The following is a 17,710-nucleotide window of genomic DNA, read 5'->3' as shown; positions in this document are numbered from 1 at the left end:
ATATAGATAATGCCTAAAAGACAAGATATAAAAAGTATTTTAATTATTGGCGCAGGTCCTATTGTTATTGGGCAGGCGTGTGAATTTGATTATTCAGGTGCGCAAGCTTGTACGGCATTACGAGAAGAAGGCTATCGTGTTATTTTAGTCAATTCTAATCCTGCGACTATTATGACCGACCCGCAAATGGCTGATAGCACTTATATTGAGCCGATTGAATGGCGTACGGTAGAAAAAATCATTGAAATTGAAAAACCCGATGCTTTGTTGCCTACTATGGGCGGACAAACCGCACTAAATTGTGCGCTAGATTTAGAGCGTCATGGCGTATTAGAAAAGCACGGCGTTGAGATGATTGGCGCTAAGAAAGAAGCCATTGATAAAGCAGAAGACCGTGATTTATTCCGTGAGGCAATGCTTAAGATTGGTCTTGATATGCCTAAAGCAGCAGTTGCACATAATATGGAAGAAGCATTTACTATCCAAGAGACTGTGGGTTTTCCAACCGTTATTCGTCCTTCCTTTACGATGGGTGGTTCAGGTGGCGGTATTGCCTATAACAAACAAGAATTTGTTGAGATTTGTGAACGCGGTTTGGATTTATCACCAACGAATGAGTTGCTGGTTGAAGAGTCAATTTTAGGTTGGAAAGAATTCGAAATGGAAGTGGTGCGTGACACCAAAGACAACTGTATTATCATTTGTTCAATTGAGAATTTTGACCCAATGGGTATTCATACGGGCGATTCAATCACGGTTGCACCTGCACAAACTTTAACGGATAAAGAATACCAAGTGATGCGTAATGCTTCATTGGCAGTACTCAGAGAAATTGGTGTAGATACGGGTGGCTCAAATGTGCAATTTGCACTCAACCCCGAAGACGGTCGCCTAACGATTATTGAGATGAATCCACGCGTGTCTCGTTCGTCCGCCTTAGCTTCAAAAGCAACAGGTTTTCCTATTGCCAAAGTGGCTGCAAAACTTGCAGTGGGCTATACGCTAGATGAGCTTGATAATGATATTACTGGTGGTAAAACCCCTGCCTCATTTGAACCAAGTATTGATTATGTGGTAACCAAAATCCCAAGATTTGCCTTTGAAAAATTCCCTAAAGCCGATGACCGCTTGACCACACAAATGAAGTCGGTAGGCGAGGTAATGGCAATGGGCTCAACTTTCCAAGAGTCTTTGCAAAAAGCCTTACGCGGTTTAGAAACCGACAAAGTTGGCTTAGACCCAATGGTTGATTTGGGTGCTGATGACGCTAAAAATAAAATCAGGTCAGAATGTATCACCGCGCGTGGCGAGCGTATTTTCTATTTAGCCGATGCATTTAGATTGGGCATGAGTTTGGATGAAGTATTCGACTTATCTAAAGTTGACCCATGGTTTTTAGCACAAATTCAAGATATCGTTTCCAGTGAAATGCAAGTTAATGGTAGCAATATTACTGATATTGATGCCAGAGAATTATTTTTGTTAAAACGTAAAGGTTTCTCTGATGCGCGCTTAGCACAGTTGTGTAATTGTAGTGAGTCGTCTGTGCGTGAGCGTCGCAAAGCACTCAATGTAAAACCTGTTTTTAAGCGCGTTGATAGTTGTGCAGCTGAGTTTGATACGCAAACGGCATATTTATATTCTACTTACCAACAACAATGTGAAGCCAACCCGACCGATAAGAAAAAGATTATGATATTGGGTGGTGGACCGAACCGTATTGGACAGGGTATCGAATTCGACTACTGTTGTGTACACGCATCTTTAGCATTGCGCGCAGATGGTTATGAAACTATTATGGTGAATTGTAATCCTGAAACGGTTTCTACCGATTATGATATTTCTGATCGCTTATATTTTGAGCCGTTAACGCTTGAAGATGTGTTGGCGGTGATTGATATTGAAAATCCAGATGGCATCATCGTGCATTATGGTGGACAAACGCCACTTAAATTAGCCGCTGCCTTAGAAAAAAGTGGTGCAAAGATTATCGGTACCAGCCCTAATGCTATTGATTTGGCAGAAGACCGTGAGCGTTTTTCGCAAATGCTACAAGAATTAGAGTTAAAACAACCCCTCAATGGTACAGCGCGCTCATTAGAACAAGCACAAGATATTGCTGATGCGATTGGTTTCCCATTGGTGGTTCGTCCATCCTATGTATTGGGTGGCCGTGCAATGGAAATTGTCTATGATAAAGACAGTCTTGATCATTATATGCACACTGCGGTACAAGTCTCGAACGATTCACCGGTGTTGTTAGACTCATTCCTTGACCATGCGATTGAAGTAGATATTGATGTTATTTCTGACGGCGAGGATGTGGTGATTGGTGGTATTATGCAACATATTGAGCAAGCCGGCATCCACTCAGGCGACTCAGCCTGCTCATTACCACCTTATTCTTTGCCGAACGATGTACTAGATGAGATGCGTGAGCAGGTCATTGCCATGGCAAAAAAACTGGGTGTCATTGGCTTAATGAACACGCAGCTTGCGTATCAAGACGATGAAATTTATATTATTGAAGTCAATCCTCGTGCATCACGCACCGTGCCATTTGTCTCTAAGGCGATTGGCGTGCCATTGGCTAATATTGCAGCACGCGTAATGTCAGGTAAAACATTAAAAGCCTTAAACTTTACAACAGAAATTATTCCACAACATTTCAGTGTGAAAGAAGCTGTGTTTCCATTCAATAAGTTTTTGGGTGTTGACCCAATTTTAGGTCCTGAAATGCGTTCAACAGGTGAAGTAATGGGTGTGGGCGATGATTTTGCTTCTGCCTTTGATAAGGCGCAACTTGCTGCAGGCTCGCACGCACCTACAGAAGGTAAAGTATTTATTAGTTTGCGTAAATTAGACCGTGATGATTTGGTTGAGTTGGGTAAGCGTTTAGCATCACAGGGATTTAGTTTAGTTGCAACGCGTAGCAATAAAGACGCCTTGGTTGAAGCAGGCTTAGAATGCGAGACAGTTAATAAAGTATCTGAAGGCTCACCACATATTGTTGATATGATTAAAAATGATCAAATTGATTTAATTATTAATTCCACAGAAGACACACAAGGTGCAGAAGATGCTGCAGAAATTCGCCAACAAGCTTTGGTGCATAAAGTTGTTTGTACTACGACAGTGGCTGCTGCTTTTGCGATACTTGATGGCTTAAAAGCGCATGATAAAATTTCCGTTAGAACCATACAATCATTAAACAATTAGAGGTACTCTTATGCAAACTATCCCGATGACCGTTGCAGGCAGCAAAGCTTTAGAAGCAGAATTATTACATCTGAAGGATGTTGAACGCCCGCGTATTGTTGAAGAAATTGCAACAGCCCGTGCACACGGTGACCTTAAAGAAAATGCTGAATATCATGCTGCCAAAGAAGAGCAGGGTTTTATTGAAGGGCGTATTAAAGAAATCCAGTCAAAACTCTCATGTATGCAAGTCATTGATGTGAGCAAACTCAATCAAGATGGAAGATGTGTATTTGGCACCACGATTACTTTAATGAATCTTACCGATGATAGTGAAATAATCTATCAGATTGTTGGTGAAGATGAAGCGGATATCAGCCAAAACAAAATCTCTTGTCACAGTCCAATTGCCAGTAGCATAATGGGCAATGAAGAGGGCGACGAGGTAACAGTGAAAGCCCCTAAAGGTGATATTGTTTATGAAATACTGGAAGTTCAATATATTTAATCTATTGAAAAATATATACTTATAACGCCATATTTTAAAGATAGAGCAGTAAAACTTTTTTAGATGATAGCTTAGAATCCTAAATTCAAATACCAGCTACAAATATCTTGGCTAGGATCGTCAAAATGCTTAACTAACCGCGAGGATGGTGTTTGCTGTGTTGTGATTTAAGCTGGGTATTTTGAATATGAGTGTATATTTGTGTCGTGGAAATATCACTGTGTCCCAACATTAATTGCACACTACGCAAGTCTGCACCGCTTTGTACCAGATGTGTGGCAAAAGCGTGACGCAAAGTGTGTGGCGATAGTGGTTTATCAATACCTGCTTTAATAGCATAGGACTTAACAACATAAAAGAAATTTTGTCGACTCATCCCCGCACCACGATTGCTTAAAAAATAAGCATCAGTTTGCTCACTTTTGAGTAAAAAAGGTCTAGAGTTCTCTTCGTAAATACCCAAATAATCAATTGCTACTTCACCCATCGGCAACATACGCTCTTTGTTGCCTTTGCCGTGAAGTCGAATATATTCTTCATTTAGATTGATGTTGTGATAACTTAAGTTGATCAGTTCAGAAACACGCAGTCCACAAGAATATAGCAACTCTAACATAGCTCGGTCACGCAGTCCAAAAATGGTTTTTTTATCAGGTGCAGCTAACAGTTGCTCAACTTCTTGAATGTTTAAAAAAATAGGTAATTTTTGTATTTGTTTCGGGTGGTGTAGTTTTTCGCAAGGACTACTATCAATTGTTTTTTTAGAAATAAGATATTGATAAAACACCCGTAGACAAGTCAATATACGCGCTTGCGTAGCAGGGTTAGATTTTCGTTGCGTGAAATAATCAGTAATATCTTTATCATTAACATTGAACAGTGAGGCATTTAACCATTTGGCAAAGAGTTTTAAATCAGAGCGATAGGCTAACAGCGTATTTTGACTGGCACCCGATGAGAGCCAATAATAATCTAAAAATTGTTCAATAATGGGTAGGTTATTTTCCATGCTTATTGAGATTTTCATAATCGTATAAAGTCCCAATCTTATTTTAGACAAAAAAAATGCCGGCAGAACCGACATTTTTCAACAAAAATAAGTGGTTTTTATTTTTTAGTAGCCAATTTTTCTTTAATTCTTGCTGCTTTACCCGTAAGACCACGAAGATAATAAAGTTTTGCTTGGCGAACTTTACCACGACGCTTAACTTCGACTGAGTCAATCATTTTAGAATGTGTTTGGAAAATACGCTCAACACCTTCACCGTGAGAAATTTTTCTTACTGTGAATGCTGAACCAATACCACGATTTTTCTTCGCAATAACAACACCCTCAAATGCCTGTAATCTTTCGCGTTCGCCTTCACGAACTTTAACTTGAACAACAACAGTATCACCTGATGAAAATTCAGGGATATCTGATCTTAACTGTTCACTTTCAATTTGGTCAATTACATTCATGACTGTATTCCTTCTTTCAAATCTGTAAAAATGAGCAATTATACAGTCATTATGATTGATAGACAAGATGAATTTATGGCATAATTATATACCTTTATATTTAGATAATGATTAATGATGGGGAAAGTAACTGGCTTTAAGGAATTTGACAGAAAAACTGAGGATTATCGCCCCGTTGAATTGCGACTGAAAGATTATGGTGAAATATTCACAGGCACGCATAACATAGGACACTTGCAAGAACAAGGTGCAAGATGTATGGATTGTGGCGTGCCTTTTTGTCAATCAGAGAAAGGTTGTCCTGTTGATAACTTGATTCCTGAGTGGAACGATTTGGTTTATCATGGTCAATGGCAAGCCGCATTAATACGCCTACACAAGACCAATAATTTTCCAGAGTTTACAGGCCGAGTTTGCCCTGCACCTTGCGAAGGTTCCTGTGTATTGGGGTTGAACAACCCAGCCGTTGCTATTAAGAATATTGAACAGGCGATTGTTGATAAAGGTTTTGAAGAGGGTTGGATTCAGCCGACTAAGGTTGAATATCGCACAGACAAGAAAGTGGCAGTGATTGGTTCTGGTCCTGCAGGTTTGGCCGCAGCAGAAGAGCTGAATAAACTGGGGCATAGTGTGAGCGTTTTTGAGCGTGCTGAGCGTGTTGGTGGTTTGTTAATGTATGGTATTCCTAATATGAAACTTAGCAAAGATGTGGTTGAACGGCGGGTGAATTTACTTAAACAATCAGGGATTGAATTTACGACTAATGTGGATGTAGGTAAAGATATCAGTGTTGCACAATTGCAAAATGATTTTGATGCCTTGGTTTTTACCACAGGTGCAACACAGGCTCGTGATTTGCCAGTAGACAATCATGACGCAGATGGCGTGCACTTGGCGATGGAATATTTAACCAAGAGCACACAAAGCCTATTAAATACTGGCAGTGCTGATAACTCTGATTTGTCAGCCAAAGACAAAGATGTGATTGTGATTGGTGGTGGTGATACCGGTACCGATTGTATTGGCACGGCATTACGCCAGGGCGCTAAATCAATTGTAAATTTTGAACTCATGGGTAAGCCACCTGAAACTCGTGCAGACAACAACCCTTGGCCATTATGGCCATTGATTTATCGTGTGGATTATGGACATGCCGAAGCCCAACAAGTCTTTGGCGAAGACCCAAGGCAATATCATTTAATGACCAAATCATTCATCAAAGATGAGAATGGCAAAGTTATAGGTCTTAATACCGTGAATGTTGATTTCAAAGAGGGGCAATTCATCGAACAAATAGGCAGTGAAAAAACTTGGGATACACAATTAGTGTTGTTATCAATGGGTTTTGTTACTCCTGAGCACTATTTGAGTACTGATGCTAATATCTCACTTGATGAGCGTGGTAATTATCAAGCCAACTATGGCGAGTATGCCACTTCCCAAACCGGTATTTTTACCGCAGGTGATTGCCGTCGTGGCCAGTCATTAGTCGTGTGGGCAATCAATGAAGGTCGTGGTGTTGCCGCTAAAGTTAATGAATATTTAGTCTGAAATACTTGTTAATATTACTCCTAATAATTGCAATTAGCATGATCGTTGCTGGTATTACTAATACCATTATTGCCCCTATCCTAACAGGTATTGGCTTTATTATTATTGTGCTGATTTTGAAAAAATAAGTGCAATTTTTTGTTATTCTATATCCCCTAAGGGGTAGTCATCAATACCACTAATAAATCACCAATAAATAGTGGATTTTCTTACATCTTGCGTATAATTTATCTGGTTCATATTTCCTTTTCTTGAGGATTAGGAGATTTATTAAAACTATTGGAGAAATAAAATGGCAAAAGAGTTATATAACACACCCAACCTTGATGAGTTGGAAAATGGTCCTTGGCCTTCGTTTGTAACAGGTCTTAAGCGTTTAGCACAAGATGATCACGACGGTGCAAGCATGGTTCGTGATGTATTGGCAACACTAGAAACATCATATGTCACTAAAAAAGGTTATTGGAAAGGCGGCACGGTTGGTGTTGTTGGTTATGGCGGTGGTGTGATTCCACGCTTTAACGAACTTAAAGATGAAAATGGTGAATTTAAATTTAAAGATGCCGGTGAATTCCACACTTTAAGGATTCAACCGCCAGCAGGTATGCACTACACCTCTAAGTTGTTAAGAGATATGTGCGATACTTTTGTTGATAATGGTGGTTCTGGTTTGATTGCTTTTCATGGTCAGTCAGGTGATATTATGTTCCAAGGCGCAACCGAAGAAACAACACAAACTATTTTCAACGCATTAAATGATTATGGTTTTGATATGGGTGGTGCAGGTCCTGCGGTTCGTACGGGTATGTCATGTGTAGGCGCAGCGCGTTGTGAAATGTCAAACACGAATGAGCAAGCAGCACTTAGAACATTAGTCAATGCATTCCTTGATGATATGCACCGTCCAGCATTACCATACAAAATGAAATTTAAAGTTTCAGGCTGTGCTAATGACTGTATGAACTCTATTGAGCGTTCAGACTTTGCAACTATTGGTACTTGGAGAGATGATATTAAGATCAACCAAGACGCATGGAAAGCCATGGTTGCTGATAAAGGCATGGATTATATTGTTGACAACATTACTTCTCGTTGTCCGACACAATGTATGAAAGTTGAAGCTGATACTTCATTGACCATTGATAATAAAAATTGTGTTAAGTGTATGCATTGTTTAAATGCAACTTCACCATTGACGCATAACTATATTAAAGACGCAGCAGAAGGTGCAATCTTAGCAACAGGCGATGACAAAGGTGTAACAATTTGTATGGGTGGTAAGCGTACACTAAAAATTGGTGATTTATTCGGTACAGTTGTTGTTCCATTTATGAAACTTGAAACCGAAGAAGACTACGAAGCCATTGAAGAATTAGCAGGTGAAGTGATTGACTTCTTTGCTGAGAATGCACTAGAACACGAGCGTACGGGTGAAATGATTGAGCGTATTGGTATTGTTAACTTTATGGAAGGTATTGGCTTAGATGTTAATCCAAATATGGTTGATTCACCACGCTATATGTCTTATGTTCGTATGGACAAGTGGGATGAAGAAGCGACTAAGTGGTTTGAGAATAAAGCCGAAGCAAACGCATAATTTTTAATTACACAAACTATTAAGGAGAAACTATTATGGCTGAACCAGTAAGAATGCCTATCGAATCAGGTTGCCCTGATCCTATTCAATACATGCACCCAACTATGCGTCGTAACTACGGCCAGTGGGCTTATCATGACCGTCCTCGTCCAGGTGTATTACGTCATACTTCAAAGCATAATGAAGAAGTTTGGACTGTTCGTTGTGGCACACAAAGACAAATGGATGTTTACACAATCAAAAAATTAGCAGATATTGCTGATGATTTCGGTGACGGTTTTATTCGTTTTACCATTCGTTCAAATGTTGAATTTATGGTGGACACCGAAGCAAAGGTCAATCCTTTGATTGAGGCGCTAGAATCTGCTGGTTTCCCAGTAGGTGGCACAGGTCCAACAGTCTCCATGATTTCACACACCCAAGGTTGGTTACACTGTGATATTCCAGGTACTGATGCCTCTGGTGTTGTGAAAGCATTAATGGATGATTTACACAGTGAATTTATTAAAGCAGAAATGCCTAACCGTGTGCACATGACGACTTCATGTTGTCAAATTAACTGTGGTGGTCATGGTGACATTGCGATTAATATCCAGCATACTAAGCCACCTAAGATTAATCACGATTTAGTGGCTAATGTTTGTGAGCGCCCAACGGTTGTTGCGCGTTGTCCAGTTGCTGCGATTCGTCCAGCGATGGTTAACGGCAAGCCAACATTGGAAGTTGATGAGAAGAAGTGTATCTGTTGTGGTGCTTGTTTCCCGCCATGTCCGCCAATGCAAATTAACGACCCCGAGCACTCTAAGATTGCTATCTGGATCGGTGGTAAGCACTCAAATGCTCGCTCTAAGCCTTCATTCCAGAAGTTAGTAGCAGCAGGACTACCAAACAACCCGCCAAGATGGCCAGAAGTTGGTGCAGTGGTTAAGAAAATTTTAGCTGTTTATAAAGGTGATGCTCGCGACTGGGAAAGAGTTGGAGAGTGGGTTGAGCGTATCGGCTGGCCGGCATTTTTTGAAAAGACTGGACTGCCGTTTACTAAATTCCATGTTTCTGATTGGAAAGGTACGCGTCACCAGTTAAATTCATCTGCTTACATTCGTTTCTAAAGGACAGTTCAATGAAGATTTCTATCCAAATTAACGAGGGTCCGTATCAGCATCAAGCGTCTGATACTGCATATCAATTTGCTAAAGCAGCGATTGCAAAAGGACACGAGATTTTTCGTGTGTTTTTCTATCACGATGGCGTAGATAACGCATCACGCTTTACCATTCCACCACAAGACGATCGTAATGTTGTTAGTAATTGGGCTAGCCTAGATATTAAGAATGCTGACGGTGAGCCTGAGTTGGTGGTATGTGTGGCTGCTGCGCTTCGTCGTGGTATGTTAGATGAAGGTGAAGCGGGCAAGAATGGTGTTGATGGTAATAATATCCATCCTGCATTTCGTATTTCTGGCCTAGGTCAGTTAATTGAAGCAGGCATTCAGTCTGATCGTTTAGTGGTATTTGGAGACTAGTATGAGCACAAAGAAATTTATGTATTTAAACCGTAGGGCGCCTTATGGTACTGTGTATGCATTAGAGTCATTAGAGGTGGTATTGGTTGCCGCTGCTTTTGACCAAGATGTCTCTTTATCATTTATTGATGACGGTGTGTATCAACTTGTTGAAGGTCAAAACCCTGAAGGCATTGGCATGAAAAACTTTTCTAAGACTTTTCATGCGCTTGGCGATTATGACATTAAACAGTTTTATGTATCGGCAGAATCTTTGGAAGAAAGAGGTTTGAGTCTAGACGACCTTATGCCTTTAGTCTGGGAAGATGAAGATGATGATTGGGCAGAAAAACCAAGTATTAAAGTGGTTTCTAATGCCGAACTTACTAAAATTATGTCTGAACAAGACGTATGTCTAAGTTTTTAAGGAGTTTTAATATGCTACATACAGTAAACAAATCATCTTTTGAACGTAACTCATTACAGTCTTGTTTGAATACAATTGATGACACAAGTGTTATCTTGTTGATTGAAGACGGTGTGATTTCCGCTGCAAATAATGCGAATTCATCGATGCTTGCTGATCTTGCTGCGCAAGGTAGAGTCTTTGCATTGCAAGGAGATGTTGACGCAAGAGGAATTTCATCAAAGGTTGCAGATAATATCAAATTAGTTGATTATGCAGGTTTTGTTGATTTAGTTGAGGAACACGGAACGACAGTTTCGTGGGTTTAAACGATAGTTTTTTAATTTAATATATAGGAGTAAAAAAATGGCTGATATTTTAGGCGCAGAAGTAGACGAAGAAGGTTTCTTGGTAGATCTTAAAGACTGGACAAAGGAAATTGCTGTAGAAATGGCAAAAGGTGATGATATTGAGTTGTCTGAAGAACACTGGGATGTTATTAATTTCTTGCGTGATTACTTTGAAGAGTACCAGATTGCACCAGCGGTTCGTGTATTAACAAAAGCAATTGGCAAACAATTCGGTAAAGAAAAAGGCAACTCTAAGTATCTTTATTCTTTATTCCCATACGGTCCTGGTAAGCAAGGCTGTCGTTTTGCGGGTCTTCCTAAGCCAACGGGTTGTATCTAAATATTTGATTTAAAAGGTCTAAGGCTTTTTAAGTAAATATTAATTGAAAGCACCCGTTTATTCGGGTGTTTTCCTAAATTTTAAATTTTTTGAGGGCAACATGTCTTTAGTAAGTATTTTTTTTACGGCTTTATTCTACCTATCTTTGGTGATTTTTCTTGTTGGTATGACAAGAAAAATTTATCAATATTGGATAACGCCTGCCCCTCTTAAAATTCCAACTGCACCAACGCCGTTAACACAAACAGGTGTGGTTATACGCTTAGCGCGCGAAGTTGTGTTGTTTGAAAGTTTGTTTAAATCTAATAAATGGACTTGGCTGTTTGGCTGGTTGTTCCATGTAGGTTTGTTGTTGGTTTTAATTCGTCATGCTCGTTATTTTTGGCCAGGCGATTTACCTGAAATATTTTTATTGGTTCAACCCTTTAAATATGCAGCATTTGCAATGGTAATTGGGCTGATTGGTTTGATGGGTCGTCGTATTGCCATTGAGCGTATTCGTTATATTTCAGCACCATCTGATTATCTTATGCTGCTTTTATTATTGGTTATTGGTGTGAGTGGGGTGGTGATGACATTTACCAGTAATCACACTGATGTTATTACAGTGAAAAACTTTGCCTCTGGTTTGTTGACTTTTGATTGGGAAAATTTACCAACAGAAGTGCATTTTTTGGTGCATATTTTCTTGGCATTTTCATTGTTGGCAATTTTCCCAATTTCAAAACTGTTGCATGTACCGGGTGTGTTTTTTAGCCCAACACGCAATCAAGTGGATGATGCACGCAAAAAACGACACATTTCACCATGGGCATTGAAGCAAGAAAAAGAACAGGAAGTTAGATTAAACGAGACAATAGGTAAGGACGAATAACATGGCAAAAGATTTCGAAGTACCAAAATTACCCACTTATTTAGAAATTCCTGAGATTAACGAAGGTGTTATGGCTGGCGACGGTCCATTCAAATCCGTTGAAGAATTTCAAAAACCCTTAGGCTTTCCTGGTGAAAAAGTTGACAATTGGCAAGAAGTTGCGATTAACAAAATGGGCGAGCTTAAGTCTAAATATCGCTCTGTTCAAGTTTTTTTGGATGCTTGCGTCAAGTGTGGTGCTTGTACTGATAAGTGTCATTATTTCTTGGGTTCTTCTGACCCTAAAAATATGCCAGTAGCACGACAAGATTTGTTTAGAAGTGTTTATCGTCGCCACTTTACTTTTGCGGGTAAATATTTCCCTAAATTAGTTGGCGCCAAAGAGCTAGATGATGAAATGTTGGATGATTGGTATAACTACTTTCACCAGTGTTCACAATGTCGTCGTTGTTCTGTATTTTGCCCGTATGGTATTGATACCGCTGAAATTTCAATGGCAGCTCGTGAAGTATTAGACAGTGTTGGTGTGGGTCAAAAATATTGTAACCAAATTTTAGGTAAGGCAATCACAGTAGGTAATAACTTAGGATTGCCTGAGCCAGCCTTGCGGGATACTTTGCTTGACCTTGAAGAAGAGATTGAAGAGGAAACAGGTGTTGCCGTTAAATACCCGTTAGACCAAAAAGGTGCAGAGATTTTACTCATCACCCCATCAGCAGATTTCTTTGCTGAACCACATATTGATGGTTTGATCGGTTATGGCAAAGTCTTTCATCAAGATGGCGTTAGTTGGACCATGAGCTCTTATGCATCTGAAGGCGCAAACTTCGGTATGTTTATTGGCTCTTACGACATTATGCGCAAAGCTGCACTTAGAATTCGCAAAGCCGCACTTGATCTTGAAGTGTCTCGTGTTATGGTGGGTGAGTGTGGTCATGCTTGGCGTGTGGCATACAGTTTTTGGAATACTTTATCAGGAGTTGGTGCTGGTGCAGACACAACTGACAAACATGCTTTAAAGTTGCAAAATCAGTTAGATTCCCGTTATCCACAACCACAGCATATTATTGAATACACACACGACTTAATTCAGCGCGGCAGGTTAGAATTTGATAAATCTGCTAATGACGATAGAACAGTGACTTTCCACGACTCTTGTAATGTTGCTCGGGCGACTAATATGGGCGGTATTCCAAATGGTCAATTTATCCTTCCTCGTGAAGTGATTAAAGCGGTTTGTAATAACTATGTGGATATGGAACGAAGCACGATTATGGAATCAACATTTTGTTGTGGCGGCGGTGGCGGTCTATTAACAGATGACTTAATGGAGATTCGTATTAAAGGTGCTATGCCGAGAATGCAAGCACTGAAGGAAGTAGAAAAAACTGACGCTGTTAATACACTGGTTGCCATTTGTGCAATCTGTAAGTCACAGTTCAGCAAAGTGTTACCAAAATTTGATTTTGACCCCTATATGATTGTCAGCGCTCATCAGTTAGTGAGTGAGGCAATTATTATGGACAAACCACAAACAGATGATGCTTCATCCGAAGAGGTAGAAGAAGCATCAGTAGAAAAAGAAACTGCAAAATAAATAAGGAGATTTGATATGCAAAAAAACCCATATGGACAAAATTATAAAGGCGACAACCACACATTTAGAATGTTTAAAGATGAGGGTGATGACCAAGGTAGCGTACCATGGAATCAAAAGATTTTTCAAAACGATGAATCGCATAAATGTCCAACTTATGTAAGTCAAACACCACCTTGCCAAGGCTCTTGTCCTTCTGGTCACAATATTCGTGGTTGGTTGGATATTGTTCGTGGCATGGAGAAGCCTTCTGGTGATCTATCGTGGCAGGAATATGCGTTCCGTCGTTCAACGGATGCAAATCCATTTCCATCCGTGATGGGGCGTGTTTGTCCAGCACCTTGTGAAGATGGCTGTAACCGTAATGAAGTTGAAGATACAGTTGGTATTAATGCAGTAGAACAATTTATTGGTGATACTGCAAAAGAAGAAGGTTACAAATTTGAATTTGAAGCTAAAGACACGGGCAAAAAAGTTGCTATTATTGGTGGCGGTTGTGGTGGTTTAACAGCAGCCTTACAATTACGCAAGCAAGGTCACAGTGTGACTGTATTTGAAAAATATGACCAGTTAGGCGGCATGATGATGTATGGTATTCCTGATTATCGTGTACCGCGCGATGTATTAAAGCACGAAATTGATCGTATTATAGAAACCGGCGTTGAGACTAAAATGAATACCAAGATTGGTGTTGATGTTTCTATGGAAGAATTAGAAAAAGATTACGATGCAGTGTTATTCGCTATCGGTGCAATGAGTGGTCGTTCATTACCAATTCCAGGTGGTGAAGCGGCTAACTGTGTCTCAGGTGTTGCATTTCTTGAAGCTTACAACCAAGGTCGTTTAAAGCATATTACCGGTAAAGTGATTTGTATTGGTGGTGGTGATACTTCAATTGATGTTGTTTCTGTTGCTCGTCGTTTGGGTAACATTGAAAATATTGCCGAAAAAGACCGTCCTGAGCGTGTTATTTTTGATGATACAGCGCACGATGTGGTTGATACTTCTAAGCGTTTAGGCGCAGATGTGCTACTAACAACACGCTCAACTGTTGAAAATATGCCAGCAGCACAAGAAGAAATTGATGATGCAAACCGTGAGGGTGTTGAAATTCAAGGTCAATTACAACCTGTGGAAGTAGTGACAGATGGCAATGGTCGTGCTGTTGCATTGCGTATGATTCGCTTGGAAGAGGATGGCTCTACACCGATTGAAGGCTCTGAGTTTGATATTGAGTGCGAATTAATCGTATCTGCGATTGGTCAAGGTGTTGACGCTGAAGGTATGGATGATTCATTCTTTAATGAGCGTGGTTTTATTGATGCCGATAAGAACTTTCAGATACCAAACAAACCAGGTTTCTTTGTTTGTGGTGATGTGGTTCGTCCACACTTGTTAACTACTGCGATTGGACAAGCAGGCATTGTAGCTGATAGTATTGATGACTACCTTGCTGGCAACAACCAAAAAGCGCGTAATAAAGTTGATGTGCATTACTTTGATTTAATGGACAAACTCAACGAGTGGGATTTAGCGCCTACAGAATATGATAAGGGTGCATTGGCTGCAGCAACGGACTCTGCAGAATATGCAGTACATAACTATGAAGATCGTTCATTTGCATCAATCATTCCACATACCGAGTTATTCTTAGGGCACTTTGATAATGAAGAGCGCAACGCAAGAAACCATAAAACGGTTGATGTTGACAATGTACTTGGTAACTTCGAAGAGCGTTTAATTGGTTACAACGAAGAAGAAGCGAAGGCTGAAGCAGGTCGTTGTATGTCTTGTGGTCTGTGTTTTGAATGTGACAACTGTGTTATGTATTGTCCACAAGATGCAGTATTTAAGGTTAAGAAAGACCAGGCCACACTAGGTCGTTATGTTGACACAGATTACAACAAGTGTATTGGTTGTCACATTTGTGCTGATGTGTGTCCAACAGGCTATATTCAAATGGGATTAGGCGAGTAATAAAGAGAATAACTATGAATCGTTTATTGATTATTTTGTTAGCATTATCATATACCAGCGTGTTTGCATATAGTGGTGAGGGTCATATTAATCTTGGTGACAAGGCGAGTGAATTGGAAGATGAAGGCAAGAGTAGAGATATTCACCCCAGTCTTTCTGAGATTAGAAAAATGCACCCTGAGTTTTTATTGCATAAGCGTGATAAAACTTTACGCCAGGGTGTTCGAACTAAGAGAGATTCATTAAAAGCTTGTGTTAATTGTCATAGCACTAGTAAAGACGGTGAGTATATTCCAGTTAACGCCCCTGATCAATTTTGCTCAACTTGCCATCAAAAAGTAGGCGTAAGTTTGGATTGTTTTTCTTGTCATCGCACTACACCACAAGAGGATTTATAATGAGTAAAAAACTAAATCGTCGTGATTTTATTAAGAGTACAACGGCTTCAACAGCAGGCGTAGCAACGATTGCCAGTGGTATTTCGTTAACCACATTTGCCGTTAATGACAATCCAGTAACCAAGGAAAAACGCTGGGGAATGTTGGTTGACATTAACCAACTGAGCGAGTCCGATATTGATAACATGGTAAATGCCTGTCAAGAGGAAAATGGTTGGGGTAATGAAACGCATTCTACTGGTCATCAAAAACCAAGTTGGATTAAGAAAATTAAAGTCAAAGACAGAGCCACTGGTAAGATTGATAGTTTGCCCATGATGTGCCAACATTGCGAACAACCCCCTTGTGTAGATGTTTGCCCAACCAACGCTTCAATGAGGCGTGAAGATGGGGTTGTGTTGGTGGATAAGCATTTATGTATTGGTTGTCGCTATTGTATGATGGCTTGCCCTTATGATGCGCGTTCGTTTGTGCATGAAAATTTGAGCAATCAAAAAGAGCATATGCCGCGAGGCAAAGGCACAGTTGAATCCTGCACATTATGTGTTCATCGTGTTGATAAAGGGGGCGTGCCTGCTTGTGCTGAGGCAGTGAGTGGCGAGGGTGTTATTTTTGGCGATTTATACGATGCCGATAGCAAAATTAACCAAACACTTAAAAAAATTCAAAGCACTCAAATCAGGGCAGATCTCAATTTAAATACTGGCGTGCGTTACAGCGGCATTTAATCATTTAGGAATTTTATGAATATTCGTTACCAGCAAATCCAAGGCAGAAGTTTAGGTTTTTATGCGCTCGTTGCAGGCTTAGGTGTTTTTATTTTAGCCGCATTGGGAAGCGTTTACTATATGGAGCATAACGGTCATTTTGTTACCGGCATGAATAACCGCATTGTTTGGGGTCTCCCACATGTGTTTGCTTTGTTTTTAATTATTGCCGCTTCAGGTGCGTTGAATGTGGCTTCCATCGCCTCCGTGTTTCAGAAAAAACTTTATAAACCCTTGTCGCGTTTATCGGGCTTGGTGGCTTTGGCATTATTGGCAGGTGGCTTAATGGTGTTGGTGCTTGATTTGGGTCGCCCTGATCGTCTAATTGTGGCAATGACAGAGTATAATTTCAAGTCAATTTTTGCTTGGAATATTATTTTATACAATGGTTTCTTTGTTATTGTTGCGGTGTATCTGTGGATGATGTTTGAGCGTAGAATGAACAAATTTAGTCGCAAAGCTGGCATAGCAGCGTTTATTTGGCGTTTGATATTAACGACTGGCACAGGCTCTATTTTTGGCTTATTGGTGGCTCGTCATGCTTATGATGCCATGATTATGGCACCTAAATTTATTGCGATGTCATTTTCTTTTGGTTTGGCTTTCTTTATCTTAATTTTAATGGCAAGTTACAAGTGGAGCGAACGCCCCTTGGGTGATGTGGTTTTAAATCGTCTTAGGAATTTACTGGGTGTGTTTGTAGCAGCGGTTTTGTATTTTGTGATCGTGTTTCATATTGGCAATATTTATTTGGCTGAAAATAAGAATGTGGCAATGCTTCTATTTAATACCAACAGCATTTATACCAATCTATTTTGGTATGGGCAAATTCTACTGGGCAGCTTGGTGCCTCTGTTGTTAATTTACCATCCAGTATTTAAGGGCAATCGTTCTGTTTTGGGATTGGCGTCTCTTTTGGTGTTGATTGGCGGTATTGTTCAGATGTATGTATTAATTATTGGCGGACAAGCCTATCCATTAGAAATGTTCCCAGGTAAAGAAATCTTAGAGGGGTATGGCGAGCTTGTTATTTATCAAGCTTCATTGCCTGAGATGTTATTGGGTGTGGGTGGTGTTGCTGTGGCTTTGATTGCTGTTGTGTTTTTAATTAAATTCTTGCCATTTTTACCTGAGAGTTTGGCTGATAAAGTGGCAGACCCACATCATAAAGCTTAATCAATAATG

General features: G+C 40.0%; 17 protein-coding genes. 15 read left to right on the top strand and 2 right to left on the bottom strand.

Annotated features, from left to right (window positions below; all coding sequences use genetic code 11):
- Positions 1 to 9 precede the first annotated feature (9 nt).
- Together carB and greA are read left to right on the top strand one after the other, a co-directional pair.
- Positions 10 to 3,219 carry a carbamoyl-phosphate synthase large subunit gene (gene carB / locus BBROOKSOX_RS00225; RefSeq protein ID WP_139659157.1) on the top strand — a complete coding sequence of 1,070 codons (3,210 nt, stop codon included), beginning with the start codon at positions 10 to 12 and terminating at the stop codon, positions 3,217 to 3,219.
- Positions 3,220 to 3,229: 10 nt separating this feature from the next.
- A complete protein-coding gene (gene greA / locus BBROOKSOX_RS00220) occupies positions 3,230 to 3,706 on the top strand; it encodes a transcription elongation factor GreA (RefSeq protein WP_139659156.1) in 477 nt (158 codons plus the stop codon).
- A gap of 133 nt (positions 3,707 to 3,839) precedes the next feature.
- On the opposite strand, the gene xerD is transcribed toward greA, so the two are convergent.
- Together xerD and rplS are read right to left on the bottom strand one after the other, a co-directional pair.
- Positions 3,840 to 4,715: a site-specific tyrosine recombinase XerD gene (gene xerD / locus BBROOKSOX_RS00215; protein ID WP_139659177.1), complete on the bottom strand. Its 876-nt coding sequence runs from the start codon at positions 4,713 to 4,715 to the stop codon at positions 3,840 to 3,842.
- Between the two features lie 98 nt (positions 4,716 to 4,813).
- Positions 4,814 to 5,167, bottom strand: coding sequence for a 50S ribosomal protein L19 (gene rplS, locus BBROOKSOX_RS00210; RefSeq protein ID WP_010645587.1), 354 nt, complete (start codon positions 5,165 to 5,167; stop codon positions 4,814 to 4,816).
- Between the two features lie 117 nt (positions 5,168 to 5,284).
- Here rplS and BBROOKSOX_RS00205 point away from each other — a divergent pair, with 117 nt between their 5' ends.
- The 13 genes from BBROOKSOX_RS00205 to nrfD all read left to right on the top strand — a co-directional run bounded on the left by BBROOKSOX_RS00205 (position 5,285) and on the right by nrfD (position 17,701).
- Complete coding sequence (locus tag BBROOKSOX_RS00205) at positions 5,285 to 6,718, top strand: glutamate synthase subunit beta (protein ID WP_139659176.1); 1,434 nt, start codon at positions 5,285 to 5,287, stop codon at positions 6,716 to 6,718.
- A 292-nt stretch (positions 6,719 to 7,010) separates the two neighbouring features.
- Positions 7,011 to 8,315: a dissimilatory-type sulfite reductase subunit alpha gene (gene dsrA, locus BBROOKSOX_RS00200; protein ID WP_010645590.1), complete on the top strand. Its 1,305-nt coding sequence runs from the start codon at positions 7,011 to 7,013 to the stop codon at positions 8,313 to 8,315.
- 35 nt (positions 8,316 to 8,350) lie between these two features.
- Positions 8,351 to 9,424: a dissimilatory-type sulfite reductase subunit beta gene (dsrB, locus tag BBROOKSOX_RS00195; RefSeq protein WP_139659155.1), complete on the top strand. Its 1,074-nt coding sequence runs from the start codon at positions 8,351 to 8,353 to the stop codon at positions 9,422 to 9,424.
- 11 nt (positions 9,425 to 9,435) lie between these two features.
- Positions 9,436 to 9,837, top strand: a complete 402-nt coding sequence (gene tusD, locus BBROOKSOX_RS00190) for a sulfurtransferase complex subunit TusD (RefSeq protein ID WP_139659154.1) — start codon at positions 9,436 to 9,438, stop codon at positions 9,835 to 9,837.
- A gap of 1 nt (position 9,838) precedes the next feature.
- Entirely contained in the window at positions 9,839 to 10,243 is a 405-nt protein-coding gene (tusC, locus tag BBROOKSOX_RS00185) for a sulfurtransferase complex subunit TusC (RefSeq protein WP_139659153.1), read from the top strand.
- Positions 10,244 to 10,254: 11 nt separating this feature from the next.
- Complete coding sequence (gene tusB, locus BBROOKSOX_RS00180; RefSeq protein WP_010645596.1) at positions 10,255 to 10,551, top strand: sulfurtransferase complex subunit TusB; 297 nt, start codon at positions 10,255 to 10,257, stop codon at positions 10,549 to 10,551.
- Positions 10,552 to 10,588: 37 nt separating this feature from the next.
- A complete protein-coding gene (locus BBROOKSOX_RS00175; protein WP_010645598.1) occupies positions 10,589 to 10,912 on the top strand; it encodes a TusE/DsrC/DsvC family sulfur relay protein in 324 nt (107 codons plus the stop codon).
- 100 nt (positions 10,913 to 11,012) lie between these two features.
- Positions 11,013 to 11,786 (top strand): respiratory nitrate reductase subunit gamma, encoded by a 774-nt coding sequence (locus BBROOKSOX_RS00170; RefSeq protein ID WP_139659152.1) that lies wholly within the window; start codon positions 11,013 to 11,015, stop codon positions 11,784 to 11,786.
- A 1-nt stretch (position 11,787) separates the two neighbouring features.
- Entirely contained in the window at positions 11,788 to 13,383 is a 1,596-nt protein-coding gene (gene dsrK / locus BBROOKSOX_RS00165; protein ID WP_139659151.1) for a sulfate reduction electron transfer complex DsrMKJOP subunit DsrK, read from the top strand.
- Between the two features lie 15 nt (positions 13,384 to 13,398).
- Positions 13,399 to 15,360: an NAD(P)-binding protein gene (locus BBROOKSOX_RS00160; protein ID WP_139659150.1), complete on the top strand. Its 1,962-nt coding sequence runs from the start codon at positions 13,399 to 13,401 to the stop codon at positions 15,358 to 15,360.
- A 14-nt stretch (positions 15,361 to 15,374) separates the two neighbouring features.
- Positions 15,375 to 15,758, top strand: coding sequence for a sulfur reduction protein DsrJ (locus BBROOKSOX_RS00155; RefSeq protein WP_139659149.1), 384 nt, complete (start codon positions 15,375 to 15,377; stop codon positions 15,756 to 15,758).
- Positions 15,758 to 16,486 (top strand): sulfate reduction electron transfer complex DsrMKJOP subunit DsrO, encoded by a 729-nt coding sequence (dsrO, locus tag BBROOKSOX_RS00150; RefSeq protein WP_139659148.1) that lies wholly within the window; start codon positions 15,758 to 15,760, stop codon positions 16,484 to 16,486. The genes BBROOKSOX_RS00155 and dsrO overlap by 1 nt, the downstream gene beginning before the upstream one ends.
- A gap of 15 nt (positions 16,487 to 16,501) precedes the next feature.
- Positions 16,502 to 17,701, top strand: coding sequence for an NrfD/PsrC family molybdoenzyme membrane anchor subunit (nrfD, locus tag BBROOKSOX_RS00145; RefSeq protein ID WP_139659147.1), 1,200 nt, complete (start codon positions 16,502 to 16,504; stop codon positions 17,699 to 17,701).
- The last annotated feature ends 9 nt before the right edge of the window (positions 17,702 to 17,710 follow it).

This window comes from bacterium endosymbiont of Bathymodiolus sp. 5 South, from assembly GCF_900128535.1.
Lineage (GTDB): Bacteria > Pseudomonadota > Gammaproteobacteria > PS1 > Pseudothioglobaceae > Thiodubiliella.
Note: the sequence above shows the minus strand (reverse complement) of the source record. Positions and strands in the feature narration are given on the sequence as shown.